The sequence below is a fragment of the Ihubacter massiliensis genome (assembly GCF_024125305.1).
In the GTDB taxonomy this organism is placed as follows: Bacteria; Bacillota; Clostridia; order Peptostreptococcales; family Anaerovoracaceae; genus Hominibacterium; species Hominibacterium faecale.
In genome coordinates, this window is record NZ_JAMXVH010000001.1 from 4082624 (window position 1) to 4100714 (window position 18091).

The window sequence follows — 18091 nt, forward strand, 5'->3', positions numbered from 1 at the left end:
TGCAAAGCAATCGATTTTGTTAAATTTTAACAAAAAGAGCATAAAATGTAATATTGTAGGATAAAAGGAGACGCCATGTATCAAAAGTTTCAGTTAAAAAAGGCGCAGGAACCGGATGGAGCTATCATCGGATACCATTGGCCGCGGGAAAATCCTTCCCATACAGTCTGCATCGTTCATGGAATCGGCGAGTATGCAGGCCGGTATGATCGGGTCGCGACCAGGATGAATGAGGCTGGATTTGCCGTGTTGTCTATGGATCTTAGAGGACACGGCAAATCCTTTGGCAAACGGGGCCATTGTGCGCCCAGGCAGGAGGTGCGGGCGGATCTGGATGAACTGATCGCCTGTGCGCGTAAGCGGTATCCCCAAGCCCCCGTCATTTTGTACGGGCATAGCATGGGCGGCAATCTTGTTTTGGATTACCGAAAGGGTGGAGCGCTCAATTTTGTCCCTGCGGCATTTATTGTCTCCGCGCCATGGGTGGAACTGGTCCGTGCGATTCCGGCACCGCTGTATGCGGCCGTTAAGCTGTTGTCCCGAATCGATCCTCACTTTGCAATTCCTTCGGGTGTGTCGGCAAGTGATCTGGGTCATCGCAACTCAGTTGGCGATTATGAGAAGGATCCGCTGGTCCATAAAAAGATTACAGCCCTTTGCGCTGTGGAAGGGTTCGATATTGGAGCAAAGCTGGCAAAAGGAGCTTTGCCTGATAATGGAGGAGCTGCAGGAAAGCCGATGCTGCTGATGCATGGAACGGGCGATAAAGTATGCAGCATAAACGGCAGCAAAAAAATTGCTGCCGTGGAAGACTGTGAATACGTAGAGTGGCCCGGACTATATCATGAGATTCATAATGGAGGAGCAGATAGTACGGGCGATGAAGTTATCGAGAAGATGATTCGCTGGATTGGGGAACTTTCGGTGTAACATAGACCGTGCGGTTGTGGGTGAAAATCACCATGCCGGGTTTTGCTCCAGCAGGTTTCTTTACGTAGCGGACCTGGGTGTAATCCACAGGCACGTTTTCGGACGCACGTCCTTTGCTGTGATAAGCAGCGATGGCTGCAGCGTCGAAGATCGCTTCTTCGGTCAGCAGGCGGTCATCTGTAAATACAAGAACATGGGAGCCGGGAATATCTTTGGTATGAAACCAATAGTCCTTAGGCCCGGCCATTTTAAAGGTAAGAAGATCGTTTTCCTTGTTGTTGTGTCCGGCCAGAACGCGAAATCCATCCTCCGTAATATACTGGAAAGGCTGAGCCTTTCCTTTTTTCTTGGGTGCACCGCTGGTCTTGCGCTTTCTGAGGATACCCGACTCAACCAGCTCTTCTCGGATACTGTCCACCTCTTCTACTGTCAATGCGTTTTCCAAAAATGCGGCCACCGATTCCAAGTAAGCGATTTCCTGATCCGTCTCTTCCATTTGAACCTTTTTTTCCTTGACTGCGGTTTTGGCTTTGCCATACTTTTTAAAATAGCGCTGGGCATTTTTTGGCGGAGCATATTTGGGGTCCAGGGGTATGTCCACTTGACTGCCGTCGTAATAGTTAGTCACGGTTACAGCGTCGGCTCCAGGACGGATTAAATGGATATTGGCAGTCAGCAATTCGCCGTAAAGTCGATACTTATCAGAATTTTCTGCCTTTATCAGGTCTTCGCCCAGCCGCTGCCGCTTTAGGTATAATTTGTCCAGAGCCGCGTTCAGCGTTTTTTCCAGATCAGCGGCTTTCTGTTTGACCCGATTGGAGGACTGCTTGTGGACAAAATAGTAATCCAGGGCCTGGCTCACTGTGTCAAAATTCAGGCTTTCCGGATATAAGGATAAAGGTATAACATGAAAGTCGCCCGGGCTTTTATCCTCTTTTAAATAAACCACAGGTGTTAATCGGCCCTGATTCAAAGCCTCTTTAATTTCGTTCAGTCTGGTATAGAGGTCAGGACCGTCGGCCAGGAACTGAGCCGCTGCAGGGGAAATACCACCGATGGATGCCAGCAGCGACTTGGGATCTTTATCCAAAGATGCTGCCTGGCCGGGCGTAATTTCCTTGAACGGAATCTTATTTTGCAGCGGAGGATATTCATAAAGCTTGCCCGGAAGGATCTGCCGGGCACGATTAACATCAATGGAAACCCGTTTAATGCTGTCCATGATTTTCCCCGTGCTTAGGTCAATCAGTATGATATTGCTGTGTTTGCCCATGATCTCAAAGATCAACTTTTTATTAACAGAAAAGCCCAGTTCATCGATGGTCTCAAGCTGGAATTCAATGATTCGCTCACAATCCTTTTGGGCAATATCCGTGATGCGCCCACCCTGCAAGTGCTTTCTTAGGAACATGCAAAATGGCAGCGGGGCCGGGGGATTAGGAGGGTTTTCTTCAATCAGATGGATACGGGCATGGTTGCTGCTGGCCGATGCGTACAGCCTCCGGTTTCCCTTTTTTGTGTGAATATGAAAGACCAGCTCATCGGATTCAGGCTGGTAAATTTTTTCAATCTTCCCCATAAGCAGGGTGTTTTTCAATTCTTGTGCCACCGCGCAGGTGACAATTCCGTCAAATGCCATAGTTTTATTACCTCATTCGTTTTATTGCGTTTATATGTTCATGTGTACCAGAAGTCGGATTAATCACAGTTTAGACTGGCGCACACGCTGAAACTTACTCGACGTAGCTCGTAAGTTATAGTATAATGATATATTATCATAGTTTTGAGGAACTGAGGAGAATAAATTAGATGATAAAAAGTATGACAGGCTTCGGGAGGAGTGAACATTCGGACGGAAAGAGGAGCATTACCGTTGAAATTAAATCGGTTAACCATCGTTATGGGGATATCAGCGTCAAGATGCCCAGACGGTACTCTTTTGCGGAAGAGAAAATTAAAAATACGGTAAAGAAAACAGTGAGCAGGGGCAAGGTGGACGTTTCCGTGATAGTGGAAAATCTCACCGAAGACGATATGACCGTTAAGCTCAATACAATGGTTGCCAAGCAATACGTGGACAATCTGGGTGAGCTGCAGGGAACGTTCGGACTGAGCGGGGAGATAACTCTGCAATTTCTGGCTACGCTTCCGGATGTCATGAAAGCAGTCCCGGACGTTGAAGATGAGGATGAAGTCTGCAGGGCCATTCAGGTTCCGCTGAAGCAGGCGGTGGAAAATCTGGATTATATGCGGACGATCGAAGGCGAAAAGCTGGCGGAGGATCTGCTCAAGCGGGGCGATTTTATCCGCAGTCTGGTAAAAAAGATCGAAGAACGTTCGCCTTTAGTAACGGAAGCCTATTCGGAAAAACTGAGAGAGCGGATTAAGGAATTGATTGGAAATCATGTGACAGTTCCCGAAGACCGCATTTTGCTGGAAGCGGCGATCTTTGCTGATAAATGCAGTATTACGGAGGAGCTGGTTCGTCTGGACAGCCATATGATCCAGCTGAAACGGATTTTGGAAAAGAGCGATCAGCCTGCCGGCAAGAAGCTGGACTTTCTGGTTCAGGAAATGAACCGAGAGGCCAACACGATCGGTTCCAAGGCCAATGATATCGAAATCACCAATTTCATGCTGGAGATCAAAAGCGAGATTGAAAAAATTCGCGAACAGGTTCAGAACATCGAATAGCGTACATAGAGGGTTAGAATTTGGAGAAGTTGGCGAAAATTTAAGTTGATAGCCTTTTTCCACCATGTTATAATCAATAGTTGCATAACAAGTAAGGAGAATCAAATGCACAAAGGAAGATTGTTTGTAATTTCCGGGCCTTCCGGTGCGGGAAAAGGGACGATATGTAAAGAAATTCTGGAAAACGAAAACATCCGGCTTTCGGTTTCCATGACTACTAGAGAACCCCGGGCCGGAGAAATGCACGGAGTCAATTATTTTTTCGTTAATGAAGAAGAATTTAAACGGATTATCGAGGAAAGAGGATTCCTGGAATACGCCCAGGTATACGGCAACTATTACGGAACTCCCAAGATGGAAGTTATGGACATGATGAACGACGGCATCGATGTTGTCCTGGAAATCGATATTCAAGGAGCGCTGCAGATCAAGGAAGCGTATCCGGAAGCAGTCTTTATCTTTATTCTGCCGCCGTCAATGGCAGAGCTGAGAAAGCGGATTACCGGCCGGGGATCGGAGACGGAAGAGTCTCTGGAGCGAAGACTGGGCGAGACGCTGAAAGAGATTTCTTACATCGATAAATACGATTACTGTGTTATCAACGGAGAACTCAAGGAAGCGGTCGACCGGGTGGCGGCGATCATCATGGCCGAGCATTCCAGAGTTTCGGAAGATGTATATAAGATCATAGAACGATATAAGGAGGAGATTTGAATGTTATACCCATCCATTAATGAGATAAGAAAAAAAGCGGACAGCAGATATACGCTGGTGATTTTGGCTGCTAAACGGGCAAGGGATATTATTGAAGGCAAGCCCAAACTGACGGAAGTGGATATTGAGAAGCCTGTATCCATCGCCGCCAATGAGATCGCAGAGGATTTGATTACCTACCGAAGAGAAGAACTGTAAAACCGTATGAATGCAGAAAATGAGGCCGCCCAATGAAGACAAGACATTTGCTTCCTTGGGCGGCTCTGTTTTTTTGCGGCGGCTGATGTGCATCTTTTATACGAATCACGATCAAAATATCCTGTTTTATTTATGGTAACTAATGGGCATAAGGGCTCCTTTGCAACGCAGCAAAAAAACAATTTCTTCATTTTGTTGCAAATACAGACAAAATGTTGCAGATTCCGGTCAGACAACGCACTCTTTTTGTGGAAAAATAGATTCAACAAGATATAAGGAAAGGAGTTGTTGCTGAATGAACGGAAAATACATACCTATAAAAACGAGAAAAGAAACAAGTAAAGTCTATTTGGATGAGATCATCTACATTGAAAAAAATTTGAGGAAAACACTTTTGATTACAGAGAGCAGGACTGTTGCGATTTATTGCGATATGGCCTCGATGAAACAATATACCGATGAGCGTTTCATGGACTGCCACAGAAGCTATCTCTTCAATATGGACAAAATTATTCGAATGTCGGACCAAACCATCTACATGGAAAATGGCGATCAAGTGTTTTTAGGGCGGGAAAGTTTCCGCAGAGGCCGCCGTGCCTTCGACCGCTATTTAGAACAACAAAAAAATAGGGGAAATCAAGAAAAAAACTTGTAATTTCAACGCATTTATAGTATAGTTATCTGTGGTCTGGCTAAATAATTGGGACAGACTGAAATCTTTATGAAATACGCACACCGTAATCACCTGGCAGAGGGTGCCGGCCAGTCCGGTTTCTTTCAGGAAAACATACGGTGGAGGCAGAAAACCAGGAGGAAAATGACATGGCAGTAATTTCAATGAAACAATTACTTGAAGCAGGTGTACACTTTGGACACCAGACGAGAAGATGGAACCCGAAAATGGCTCCGTACATCTTCACAGAAAGAAACGGAATTTATATCATCGACCTGCAGAAAACAGTAAAGAAGATCGATGAAGCTTATGAGTTCATGAAGGAAGTTGGAGCATCCGGCAAGCCAGTTCTGTTCGTCGGCACTAAGAAGCAGGCGCAGGCTGCGATCGTAGATGAAGCAAAGAGATGCGGACAGTTCTACGTCAACCAGAGATGGCTGGGCGGCATGCTGACCAACTATAAAACCATTTCCGCCAGAATTAAGAGACTCCGTGACATCCAGGCAATGGAAGAGGATGGAACCTTTGAGAAGCTTTCCAAGAAGGAAGTCGGCAAACTGAGACTGGAGCTGGAAAAGCTGGAGAAATTCCTCGGCGGCATCAAGGATATGAAAGGAATGCCGGGAGCATTATTTATTGTAGATCCGAAGAAGGAAAGAATTGCGGTAAGAGAAGCCAGAATTCTGGGAATTCCGGTTATCGGTATTGTTGACACCAACTGCGACCCGGACGATGTGGACTATATCATTCCGGCCAACGACGACGCCATTCGTGCGGTAAAACTCATTGCAGGAAAAATGGCGGATGCTGTGATTGAAGGCAAACAGGGTGAAAGCTTTGATGAAGGTGAAACAGAAGGTTCGACCGAAGCCGCTGCTCAAGAAGTTCCTGAAGAAGAAGCAGAAGCAAAGGCTGAAGAAACTGCAGAATAATCGAGGAGGATATAAATATGGCTGTAACAGCACAATTAGTAAAACAACTGCGTGAAATGACGGGCGCAGGTATGATGGACTGTAAAAAAGTTCTGGTAGAAACAGACGGCGATATCGACAAGGCTGTTGAACTGCTGAGGGAAAAAGGTCTTGCAAAGGCTGCGAAAAAGGCAGGAAGAATTGCCGCAATGGGTCTGGTTAAGACTGCATTTGCCGCAGACGGAAAAGCAGCGGCGATTGTAGAGGTTAACTCTGAAACCGATTTCGTTGCTAAAAATGAGGATTTTGTAAAATTTGTAGATACTCTGGCTCAGATGGCTCTGGAAAACGATGCGGCTGATCTGGATGCGTTTATGGCTCTGCCCTATGAAGGCGAAGGCACGGTGCAGGACGCTCTGAACAATAAGATCGCTACTATCGGAGAGAATATGAACATCAGAAGGTTCCAGAAGCTGGCTGCACCGGGTGTTGTTTATACCGGATATATCCACGGCGGCGGAACTATTGGTGTCATCGTTGGTCTGGAAACAGAAGCGACAGCTGAAGAAATTGCAGTTACTGGTAAAGACGTTGCAATGCAGGTAGCGTCCATGAATCCGAAATTCCTGGACGAAACTCAGGTTGATCCTGCTTGGCTGGAATCGGAAACTGAAATTGCAAAGCAGCAGCTGCTCAACGAAGGCAAAAAGCCGGAGCTGCTGGATCGAATCATTCCGGGAAAAATTAAAGCCATCCTCAAAGAAGTATGTCTGGTTGACCAGAAATTCGTTAAGAACAGCGATCTGACGGTCGCTCAGTATGTTACGGAAGCTGGAAAAGAGCTGGGCAAGGATATGAAGGTTGCTGAGATGGTTCGTTTTGAAGTAGGCGAAGGCATCGAGAAGAAGGAAGAGGATTTCGCGGCTGAGGTTGCGGCCCAGCAGGCTGCGGCAGCGAAGAAATAGCTAAATCAAGGAACGTAATATAAGCGTTAATCTATTAAAATAGAACACTTGAAGGGCTTTAAAGGCTCCAAGTCATGGATTATACTATGAGTTGGAAATTTTGAAGCCCTTTTTTGTGTTTTAAAATTTCCGTTTAATACCGTCTAATATTGCTTAATACCATATAGTTTTGAGTAAAATGAATTTTTTAATCTGCGGCGAATAATGTACAAATCATGCGTTTTAACACTAAACGTTAATTACTGATATAAATGCAAATTCTGCTTTGGGTTTATATCAGTAATTAACCGAAATGATAGTAGAAAGGGAACAGGCCTATTGTATCAAAGAAAACCTTACGCAGGAGGATTTGATTCGTATCAAGCAAACCTTTGACTTGATGAATCTAACAAAGGAGCAGCGTGAGCGCTATCTTACAGCTGGCAAAATACGTTGTAATGAGAAAACCAAAAAAGAAGAAATTCTATATCCTGACGATATCCTTCGTAATGGATGCATTCTTGACTATGCAAAGACGCTCCTGTCGGTAAAGAATCCGCAGGTGGTCGAAAAGGGATATCAGTTGTTAGAGCTTTTAAACCCGCTGGCGGAGAGGAAAAAGACCAAGAAGGAGCTGCAAGCTGCTGGGAAATACACCGATCTACGAATTGTTTCCGGAAGAAGATTTTCGCGGCACATTTGAGGATGATCGCTGTGATGACATGGCTTGGCGAGAACAATACTATTTCGCAAAACCGGTGACCGGTATGCCGGGTACCTGGGAGGTAGATCGGCAAGGGGCGCTGTATCAAGCGTACCGGCAAATTTTATATCAGAAAACCATTATGCAAATTTGTGAGAAGTATCCGCAGGAACTCTTGCGGGAATTATCCCAGGACGAGAGAAACAGGATAGAGGAACTTGTGCGTAAAGTAGAAAGATATAGGCAAGGTGTTTTAAAGGATAATTGAATCACTTAAAGCACAACAAATTTAAAGTAACAGTCGTTACAATACCGATTAGCAGAATATATTGGGGAGAAAAACGAATAAAAAGAATAAACATTTGATAGCTGTTCCTAATGGTGGTTGGGTAACAATTAATACGTCTACAGGTGTGACAGAAACGTATTCCGATAGTGGTTCTAAACGAAATTTTACTAAACACCATCTAGATGTATTATTTACAAGCCCAAATGCGGCATCAGTAACTAAAAAATTAAGCTATTCAATGGGACAACTGGTTCACTATAATCCCAAAAAAGTGGTGTGCACATCCATTAAACCTATAGACAGCGTAATAGTGCCTACGCCTTATGTTGCTTTTCGACATAGGGATAGTAAGACAAAAGTAACACATAAAAAGAATAGTAGTGGTTATTGTTATTTGGCGTACTCAATAGTCGGGGGAGTTAATCCTGTTAGCAAAGGGTGTAAATTTACAGGAATAACAAAGTAACTTTTAAAGGAGGTGGAATTATGAATATCAAAAAAGTGTGTTTGCCGATATGCGCAGTAACGATTGCATTGATATTAGGAATAAGCATTTGGAGCGTTACCAATCAAAAAGTATTTGGAAGTGATATTACTGCAAATAATGCGGATAACTTGGAATCTTTTGCAGCTTTGCAGGTAGAGAAATCTGATCTTCAAGATAAACTTGGACCTAATAGTATTTATCCGGAATTTCGTATAAATGTTGAGGAAGAGAACCTACTTGATAAGAGTCAAGCTGAAGCTATTAGTGAAACTGAAAACGAGTTGTTGGAAAAAGAGGCGCTATATTGGTATGCAACTAATCACGGAATACAATTGTCCGAAGAGGAGACACAGCAAAGAATTGAAGCTGCGATTACCGACGCAAAGACGGCTGAAAATTACGATGAAGTTGCAGAAGCTTGTAAAGCCGCTGGTACAACTTTTGAAGCTACCATGCGAGAAAATAAAGAAACATACAAAAAGGAATATATTATAAATGACCTGTATAATGCAAAACTAGCTACTTTTAATGAAGGAGAGAAACAACTTTCAGAAGAGAGGCTATCTGCATGGGAAGCTTATTGGGATGATTTTGTCAAGACAACAGTATCGGAGTATAAAAAAACTAAAAATTTTGCTATTCTGGATAAGGCAATAAGCAAAAACAAAGTACTGATTCAAAAAGACATAACAGACATCGATAGAGTCAAGGCGTCGGACATATCTGTATTTAATAAGTTGAATTATTAAAATAAGAGCAAGCGTTATTCTATGACAAACATTGTTAAAAGGAGGTAGTGTTGAGAAAAAATGAAACAATAACAGCAATTAGAGAAATTAAGCGAAAGAGACTTTGTGTGAATATAAATCTATCCATACAAAGTCTCTTGTTTCATGAGCAGAACATAAAACAAATAAAAATAAGTGGCAAAAAAATTTTGTGATAAAGCAATAGATAATTGAAATATAAATAGAACTTATGCGGGGTTCCACCTATGCATCCAACGAGTATATCGAGAAAATGAACGAATATGGGCTGGTCGGAAGCATGAACCGGACCGGGAATTGTTGGAACAATGCACCGATTGAGAGCTTTTGGGGGAGAATGAAAGTGAATGATCGAAGGCTTATACAAAACGCGGCAGGAGGCCACCCAGGACTTATATGAGTACATCTGGGGATACTACAATACAAGGAGGCCACATTCAACAAATGGCTACAAGACGCCAGCAGAAGTATACAAAAAATCGCCGGCGAAAGAGCCACCTGCTGCATAATGGCTGCTATGGTTAGCAGTCCATAAGGAAATCTGATGAGATTTACATACGTTCGCGTCCGTTAATCGGGGGCCACGCCATCAAATGGCTGATACTTTTGGAGCGGACCATTGGAAATAGCATCAGAATTGAAAGGCGTCGAGCTAAATCCTGATATTTTATCCTTTGCGTATCCCTGGTCAGGCACATCACAGGCCGAAAACTGTCTGAAATGAACTCGATCTTTTAAGATTCTGATAGCGAAGGTATTTTTTCCCAGTTTGTGACTCTCGGCCTTGGGACATTGCTTTGATATTTGCCCATATCGAATAAGAATTGACAAAAAACTGAAAATCGAGCCATCAGGAACAGAAAGTGGCCGCATCGGGTAAAAATAGCGAATCTTGCTGCGGTGTAATTTGCAAAGTATATGATTGACTCCATTGAGTACGGCTTTGCCCAGATATGCAAATACTTGGTGTAGGAATTTTCTATCTTACTGATCCTTGCAGCGTATTTAATTGACCAGAGATGGATAGCAGCGTAAATAGCGTGAGCAAAGGCGCTTATTACGCCTGTTGGCCGCAAGGTTATTGATTACACCTTGTGCTAAAAGTTCAAGGAAAATCTGTAATTTATACAGTCTTTATGGTACAATCAATGAGGTGAAGGGAGAAGAAACATGCTTGATGCAGTCATTTTTGATATGGATGGAACTTTGTTGGATACATTGGAAGATTTAACGGATGCTGCCAATGCCGGCCTGGAGGCTGGCGGCTATCCAAATAGAACACTGGAAGAAATTCGCCAGTTTGTAGGTAATGGAGTCAGAACACTGATGAGCCGCGCGGTACCGCAAGGCACTTCAGAGCAGAAAATGGAAGAATGTTTAACGGCTTTTAAGGATTTTTACGCACAGCACTGGCAGGATAAAACAACGCCGTATGAGGGAATTCCGCAGCTTCTTGCCGCGCTGCGTAAAAAGGGCATTAAAACCGCGGTTATTTCAAATAAATATGAGCAGGCTGTCCTTGAGCTTTGCAGGGATTATTTCCCGGGAAGTTTTGACGCTGCCAGAGGGCAGCGTGAGGATGTGCCTCTAAAACCGGCACCGGACAGCGTATTTTCCATTTTGGAGGAATTAGGCATGAGCAAAGAGCGGGCGATTTATGTGGGTGATTCTGAGGTGGATATGGACACGGCGCGCAATGCCGGTTTAAGATCAGCTGGCGTAACCTGGGGGTTCCGCGGACGAGAGCTGCTGAAAGCTAAGGGCGCCGATTTTATCATCGATGAGCCCGGGCAGCTGCTGACGCTGATCGATGAGGGATTAATCTAAGTATTGGGCAGGATTGGAAGGAGACGTTTATGTTTGAAAAAGGGCAGAAATGCCAGATTCGAATTGAAGATATGAGTCATGAAGGCCAGGGCATCGGCAGAGCGGATGGTCTGACTGTTTTTGTACCAGGGGCTGTGATCGGCGATCTGGTGACTGTGGAGCTGACCAAGGTGAAAAAGCGTTTTGCTTTTTCCCGGCTGCTATCTGTGGACGAGGCTTCCTCATATCGAATTGAACCACTGTGCGCAGCAGTCGGCTGCGGCGGCTGTGGTCTGGGAAATTTGGATTACCAGAGACAGCTGGAACTGAAGGAAAAGCAAGTTCGGGACAAGCTTACTCGCCTCGGCGGCCTGGAAGATCCCGTCGTCAGGCCCATTGTTGGCATGGAGGAACCGTTTCGATACCGGAATAAAGCGCAATTTCCTATCAGTACCGGCGGGATTATTACCCGCAAGGGCGGCATCGTAGAAAACTTGGGAGAGCCGGCAGTGGGTTTTTATAAGGTCAAGAGCCACGAAGTTGTCAACTGCATCGACTGCATGCTCCAATCCGAAGCGGCGATGGCTGCGGCGGATGCGCTGCGGCGTTTTATGGCGGAGGATAATATCACGGCCTGGGACGAACGCTGGGAAAAGGGCCTGCTGCGCCACCTAATCGTGAAAACTGCCTTTGGAACCGGAGAAGTTATGGTAATCCTGGTAATCAACGGCAAGGGAATTCCCAACGGGCAGAAGCTGGTGGAAATGTTGGACGAGGCCATCTACGAGGCCGGCTTTTCTTTGGAGAGCGTGGTGCTGAATATTAAAAAAGATAAAACCTCCCGGATTATGGGGGAAGAATGCATCACTTTGGCTGGAAAACCGACGATTTTGGAACAAGTAGGAAAGATGTCTTTCGAGATTTCGCCCCAGTCTTTTTATCAGGTGAATCCTGTGCAAATGAAAGTGCTGTATGATCAAGCCCTGGAATATGCTGGTTTGACAGGAACGGAAAATGTGCTGGATTTATATTGCGGCGTGGGGACCATCGGCCTGTACTGCGCGGAGCGGGCGGGAACTGTGGTTGGCATTGAATCTGTGAAAAATGCCGTTTTAGACGCCAACCGAAACGCAGTGATCAATGGAATCGTCAATGCCAGGTTTGTGTGCGGCAGGGCGGAGGAAGAACTGCCCAGGCTGCTGGCGGAAGGCGACAGTGACGATGTGATTGCAGACTGTGTGCAGAATGCGGATGTGGCGATTTTGGACCCGCCGCGGGCCGGGTGCGATCCGCGGCTTCTGGAAGCGGTTGCTGATGTTGGGGTGAAGCGGATCGTTTATGTTTCCTGCGACCCGGCGACGCTGGCCCGGGATGTGAAGGTGCTGGCGGGGCTGGGGTATGAGTTTGTGGAGGCTGCGCCGGTGGATATGTTTCCGTGGACGGTGAGTGTGGAGACTGTGTGTTTGCTTTCCCAGAAAAACCTGACAATGTAATCAATGTAAAAGTCGAGTTTGGCGAGGGAGAAGGCAAAGTGTCGCTTGATAATATTGCCAAGAGAGCCGCAGCATACAAGCCGAAAGAACGAGTGACCTACAAGATGATTAAGGAGTACATGGAAGCGAAATATGGCTTCAAGGTACATACCGCATACATCGCAGAGGTGAAGCGAGAGTTGGGTTTGCCGATGTATAATGCTCCTAATACGGTAGAAGAATTGAAACAGCCGAGGAAATATCCGACGACAGAGAAAGTGGAAGCGATAAAGAATGTTTTGAAGCATTCTGGCCTGATTTGAGTTTTAAAACTATTGTTTTTCTAAATATGACAAGAAATCTTTTTTGAATTTAAAAGGAGGAAATATATGAAACAATTTTTATATCTTGATATAGATATAGTAAATTCTATTATTGCGCAGTCCGAACAAGGACTAATACAGTCATTATCTAATGAGCAAGTATCTAGCGATACAGAATCGGATAATTCGAAAAAGGCAGCAAATATTAGTGCCAAATTAGGAGGATCGCTTGTAAAACTTGCGAAAGCAGAAGCTAATTTGTCAGGAAGTTTAGAATCAGTGGAAAGTAGCTCATCAACATCAACTTCTCGTGAAATCATTTCTAAGACAATGCATGATGCAGCTTTTGATATTGCATATAGTCATATTAGTCCGATAAAAATTGTAAATGGAGATCAGGGTGCTGATGATACTGGTAATTATATTGAAATGACACGAGTATTTGATTTTGTTGATTTTGACTACCTTGAGGGTTTATTCGAAAAAGAGGGGATTATAGATTTCATTAAAAAAAATACAGCTGAGCAAATTGAAGCTGAGGCAGAAAAAATAAAAGAGGAATATAATAGAGAGCAATTACGTAAATCAGGAATTAATTTTAAAGCTGAAATAAAGAAAGCTATAGCTGTTAGTGATAAGCAGTTTGATGATATTGCGATAATCATTAGGGCATTAAGAGGATTGATACCATATAATCGTATGCTTATTTCAAATGATGGATATTTAATTCCACTAAATACAAAGTACTTTAGAGTTGACCCGATAGATTTAGGATTTAAATATGGTGGTGAAATTACTTGTGTTGGTATGGTTACTAATATAATAGGAGAAGATACCAATCCAAACGATGATAAAAACATTTTTGCTACATTGCAATTTACAGCAAATGAAGTGCTGAGAAGTATGCTTCCGACAAATCAAAATAATCTTTGTGTTGTCCACCCTATTGCAATTTATTATGGAAGCTAATAAGTAAGGCTATTTATAAACCCATATTTGGTTTTGTGGGGATATGTTCTAATTTGGTATGAATGTGGAAACGGTTGTACTGCTTTCCAAACTTCATCCAGACCAACATACTTAGGTAGAACTGAAGATGGATGGGATGGATTTGGCATAGGCAGAAAGTGGGCCAACATATGCTGAAATAAAGCAATATGTGTTAGATAAGACAGGACTCAAAGTATTTCAATTATATAGCACTAGTTAAAATATGGACTGACAGAATGAGTCAATTATAATTTAGGTGAAAAGAAATCAAAAGTTCCACAAGTACCGCCAGAAAAGGAACAGGTAATTGAAGATGCGTTATGATCACTTAGTGGAAAAAAGGGTTTCAAATAGTAGAGGCGTTGATTATGGCTAATATTGAAAGTATCAAACAGAAAATACTCCAACTGGATGCAGGGTCGTTTCAAAATCTTTGTGATTCTTATTTATATAAAATAGGCTATCCGAATATAGTATCTCTTGGTGGAGAGGCGGGTACACGAAAGACCACTTTGGGTACACCGGATACTTATTTTATTGCATCAAATGGAAAGTATGTTTTTGTGGAATATACAACTCAAAAGACGAGCTTATTTGCAAAAATTAAGGATGATCTAGAAAAATGTCTTGATACGTCAAAGACAGGCGTTCCGCATGATAAAATTTCTGAGATTATTTATTGCCATACTTCATCAAATCTTACACCTCGTCAAGATAGTGAGATAAAAGCTTTATGTGAAGATATTGGAATTAAGCTTACAGTTATCGGGATTGATAAGCTTGCGGTAGATATATATCTTTTCCATCATAATCTTTCACGTGATTTTTTAGGAATATCAATAAGTACGGGGCAAATTCAATCGTATGACGATTTTATCAATAGTTATAATTCAAATAGAATGGCGGCTCGAATTGATACCCAATTTTTATTTAGAGAAAAGGAATTTAAAGATATTGGCGACGCTTATCTGAAAGTGGATGTTGTTATACTCAACGGCTCAGCAGGTACGGGAAAAACTCGTTTAGCTCTGCATTATGTGAAAAATCATCCAGATGCTAATAATGAGGAGGTTTACTGCATTCACAGTAACGCGTTACCAATATATGAGGATTTGAAACTTTTTATAGACAGGCCCGGAAACTATTTTCTTTTTATCGATGATGCAAATCAATTGTCAGGATTGCAGCATATTATTCGTTATGTCTCCATGAAACCACAGGGGTATAACGTAAAAATACTAATTACGGTGAGGGATTATGCACTACAGAAAGTAATAAAGGAAGTTCGAGAAATTACTTCGTATGAAATCATAAACATTAATGTATTTACCGATGAGGAGATTAAGAAATTACTCGAAACTTCATTGGGTATTCTAAATCAAAACTATCACGAAAGAATCACAAGAATTGCAGAGGGAAATGCCCGTATTGCGATACTTGCAGGGAAAGTAGCGTGCAATTCAAATCGCTTGGATTCTATTAATGATGTGTCGCAATTATATGAAGATTATTATGGCTCTTATTTAGAGGATAATCGATTACTTGTCAACAAAAACACGTGTATAACTGCTGGTATAGTTGCTTTTCTAGAAGCAATCCATTTGGAACACATTGATGCGTTTTTGCCGATTTTACAGGAAAAAGGATTAAATCGAGATGGTTTTATCGAAAACGTACGTATACTTCACGACCAGGAAATTCTCGATATTTACAATGATAAAGCCGTTCGTTTTTCTGAGCAATGCTTATCTAATTATTTGTTAAAATATGTTTTCTTTGATAAAAAACTACTCAGTTTGTCGGAAATGATGAAAGCTTGTTTTAAAAGTTATAAAGAACGAACCATTTCTTCGATTAATACATTACTTAATATATTCATGAATGAAACTCTTTTCAATTTTGTTGAGAAAGAAATAAAAATATTATGGAATGAATTATCAAAAGAAAAATCTCCAGTATTCTTTGAATTTGTTAAAGTGTTTTTTCGTATTAATCCCACTGAAACTCTTCTGATTTTGAAACATAAAATTGAATTAGAAGAAGACGTGAATTGTGAATGGTGTGATATTGATACTGAGAAAGGAAAAAACTATCAGAATGTAACTAACGATATTATCGAAATCCTTGGTGGTTTTGCAGATACGGATGATTTGCCAACAGCCTGTGATTTATTTTTTCAGTATTATTTAAAACGACCAGATTTATATATGGAATTTTATCATGCAGTTAATCTATATTTTGGTATTAATAAAGATTCTGCAGGCTATGGCTTTTGCACACAAATAATTTTTTTTGAAAAGATAAAAGAGTATTCAGATAATTGGAAACAAGAATTTGTTACTACTCTCTTTTTAGAAATAGCAGAAGAATTTTTAAAATTGCATTTTTTACCAGCGGAGGGAGGGCGAAAGAATACAATTACTATATATCAAATCCCATTAGTCATATCTGATGGTGTTGAAAAATATCGTAAGCTAATTTGGGAATCTTTATCCTCTTTATGTGGGATTGAAAAGTATAAGGCAAAAGTTACAAAAATCCTCAGCTCTTATGGCGGCACTGTCGAGAATACAAGTATTTCAGTTTTACAATTTGACTTAAAATATATCACTTCAATTTTAAACTCAAATTTTCCGCCGGATGAATTGGAAAACTGCATCTTAGCAAATAAAATAGCACGTGTTTTCAATGGTATGAATCATTCTTGTGAATCGCTATTTGCTGAATATTTTGAAGGGGAAGACATTCAATTATATCATCTTCTTAAAGGACCAGATTACAAAAAAGAAATTGATTATAAAGATTGTGAAAACCAAAAACGACAAACGATTGAACAATACGTTTCTGATTGTGATTTGAAAATGTTCAAGAGATTAATCGATGTTTGTAATGATATTCCAGAACTCGATGGCCATTCATCTTGGAAGGTTGGGGAAGGGTTAAGAATTGCCTTCGATGCTATTTATCTTAAAAAAGATTGCTACGTTGATGCGATCAAGTATTATTTAGAAAAAGATACCCCAAACAATTTAAACCCAGATCATTTGCTGGACATGTTCTTTTCATTATTGCCTGATTCAGAAGTGTATCAAATTGTTGTTAATGGAGAATATAGTCAGAAAAATGCTTGGCTGTATGCTTATTATCACCAATTACCGCCAGAGTTGATTACCGAAAATCATCTATATAGGATTTATGACTTTTTGAAAGACACTTCTGACGGGGATATTACTTCATCATCAATGCGTGATGTGGATTTCCTTGAGAAGTATAATATAATAGACGAGCAAGCATTGATAAAGGGATGTAAAATTATTGTACATAAAATGGAGTATTCGCCTTTTATAGTGCACATTTATTTTAACTTACTATTTAATATCCATCATAATACACCGCAAGAAGTAATTAAAAAATTTAATTGTAATCTGGAATTGCTTGAACAAATTTATTATGCCATACTGTCGTATGATAATTACTTTGATTATAACGGACAATTTTTGAAAGAGATTTATTTGGTTAGACCTTCTATGTTGGACAAGTATATAGATTATTTAATAAATAAAAATAAAGGCTCTTTTAGAGATCATCAAGAAAGGCATCGTTGTTTTTTTGATTTGGATGATTTCATAGAAATATATAATAAGATTTTTGAACAGCTATTGGGGAATTGCCGGTTTCCCAAGATGTCAGTACCATATTTTTTGGAGTCTTTATTATTACCAACCCCAAATGATCAAAATCTATTGGGAAGACAAGACAAGTGGATTCGGCAATGCATTCAACTGTTTTCCAATGATGAAACAAAAATGTACTGCCTATTTTCAGTTATATCAAAATTTGAAATCGAAAGAAAAAGGGAATATGTTTTATTGTTCCTTAAGAATAATCCATTGTTTGAAAACTTTGAAAGGATACCATTAACACCTACTTCTTGGAGTTGGTCAGGTAGTGCCGTACCTATGTATTCTGCTTGGATTGAATATCTTAAATCATTGCTTCCAAGTTTTATGGGTTTAAAATGGATAAAGCATAAAAAACATATCGAAACACAAATCGGTTATTTAAAAAGGGAAATTGAATCTGAACAAATTGATGAAATCTTAAGAGGATGATTTGCAAACACAAGATAAGATTGAAAATAGAATGAGGACCTGTTAGTAATAGCCGTTTCTTTACATCTTAAATGGAAG

Annotated in this window: 16 protein-coding genes; 15 read left to right on the forward strand and 1 reads right to left on the reverse strand. The window is 41.4% G+C overall.

The window, feature by feature from the left end:
- Positions 1-75: 75 nt before the first annotated feature.
- Positions 76-930, forward strand: a complete 855-nt coding sequence (locus tag NIA71_RS18695) for an alpha/beta hydrolase (RefSeq protein WP_253021182.1) — start codon at positions 76-78, stop codon at positions 928-930.
- Here NIA71_RS18695 and NIA71_RS18700 read toward each other — a convergent pair.
- Entirely contained in the window at positions 887-2569 is a 1683-nt protein-coding gene (locus NIA71_RS18700) for an Rqc2 family fibronectin-binding protein (RefSeq protein WP_253021183.1), read from the reverse strand. The genes NIA71_RS18695 and NIA71_RS18700 overlap by 44 nt on opposite strands.
- A gap of 170 nt (positions 2570-2739) precedes the next feature.
- Here NIA71_RS18700 and NIA71_RS18705 point away from each other — a divergent pair, with 170 nt between their 5' ends.
- From NIA71_RS18705 to NIA71_RS18770, 14 genes are all read left to right on the forward strand, one after another.
- Complete coding sequence (locus tag NIA71_RS18705) at positions 2740-3624, forward strand: YicC/YloC family endoribonuclease (RefSeq protein ID WP_148395679.1); 885 nt, start codon at positions 2740-2742, stop codon at positions 3622-3624.
- A gap of 105 nt (positions 3625-3729) precedes the next feature.
- Positions 3730-4338: a guanylate kinase gene (gene gmk / locus NIA71_RS18710; protein ID WP_148395680.1), complete on the forward strand. Its 609-nt coding sequence runs from the start codon at positions 3730-3732 to the stop codon at positions 4336-4338.
- A complete protein-coding gene (gene rpoZ / locus NIA71_RS18715) occupies positions 4339-4536 on the forward strand; it encodes a DNA-directed RNA polymerase subunit omega (protein WP_148395681.1) in 198 nt (65 codons plus the stop codon). It abuts the gene before it with no gap.
- Between the two features lie 295 nt (positions 4537-4831).
- The gene (locus NIA71_RS18720; protein ID WP_253021184.1) at positions 4832-5191 is read left to right on the forward strand and encodes a LytTR family DNA-binding domain-containing protein; all 360 of its coding nucleotides are present in this window, start codon (positions 4832-4834) and stop codon (positions 5189-5191) included.
- A 167-nt stretch (positions 5192-5358) separates the two neighbouring features.
- On the forward strand, positions 5359-6141 hold the full coding sequence (gene rpsB / locus NIA71_RS18725) for a 30S ribosomal protein S2 (protein WP_148395683.1): 783 nt from the start codon (positions 5359-5361) through the stop codon (positions 6139-6141).
- 17 nt (positions 6142-6158) lie between these two features.
- Positions 6159-7085: a translation elongation factor Ts gene (gene tsf, locus NIA71_RS18730; protein ID WP_148395684.1), complete on the forward strand. Its 927-nt coding sequence runs from the start codon at positions 6159-6161 to the stop codon at positions 7083-7085.
- 292 nt (positions 7086-7377) lie between these two features.
- Positions 7378-7767 (forward strand): hypothetical protein, encoded by a 390-nt coding sequence (locus NIA71_RS18735; protein WP_253021185.1) that lies wholly within the window; start codon positions 7378-7380, stop codon positions 7765-7767.
- 329 nt (positions 7768-8096) lie between these two features.
- Positions 8097-8522 (forward strand): hypothetical protein, encoded by a 426-nt coding sequence (locus NIA71_RS18740; protein ID WP_253021186.1) that lies wholly within the window; start codon positions 8097-8099, stop codon positions 8520-8522.
- A 20-nt stretch (positions 8523-8542) separates the two neighbouring features.
- The gene (locus NIA71_RS18745) at positions 8543-9292 is read left to right on the forward strand and encodes a hypothetical protein (protein ID WP_253021187.1); all 750 of its coding nucleotides are present in this window, start codon (positions 8543-8545) and stop codon (positions 9290-9292) included.
- A 1188-nt stretch (positions 9293-10480) separates the two neighbouring features.
- Positions 10481-11137 (forward strand): HAD family hydrolase, encoded by a 657-nt coding sequence (locus tag NIA71_RS18750; protein WP_148395693.1) that lies wholly within the window; start codon positions 10481-10483, stop codon positions 11135-11137.
- A 29-nt stretch (positions 11138-11166) separates the two neighbouring features.
- Positions 11167-12609, forward strand: coding sequence for a 23S rRNA (uracil(1939)-C(5))-methyltransferase RlmD (gene rlmD / locus NIA71_RS18755; protein ID WP_253021188.1), 1443 nt, complete (start codon positions 11167-11169; stop codon positions 12607-12609).
- Between the two features lie 38 nt (positions 12610-12647).
- Entirely contained in the window at positions 12648-12911 is a 264-nt protein-coding gene (locus NIA71_RS18760; protein ID WP_253021189.1) for an RNA methyltransferase, read from the forward strand.
- Positions 12912-12977: 66 nt separating this feature from the next.
- On the forward strand, positions 12978-13880 hold the full coding sequence (locus NIA71_RS18765; RefSeq protein WP_253021190.1) for a DUF6414 family protein: 903 nt from the start codon (positions 12978-12980) through the stop codon (positions 13878-13880).
- A gap of 389 nt (positions 13881-14269) precedes the next feature.
- Positions 14270-18013 (forward strand): ATP-binding protein, encoded by a 3744-nt coding sequence (locus tag NIA71_RS18770; protein WP_253021191.1) that lies wholly within the window; start codon positions 14270-14272, stop codon positions 18011-18013.
- Positions 18014-18091: the final 78 nt, after the last annotated feature.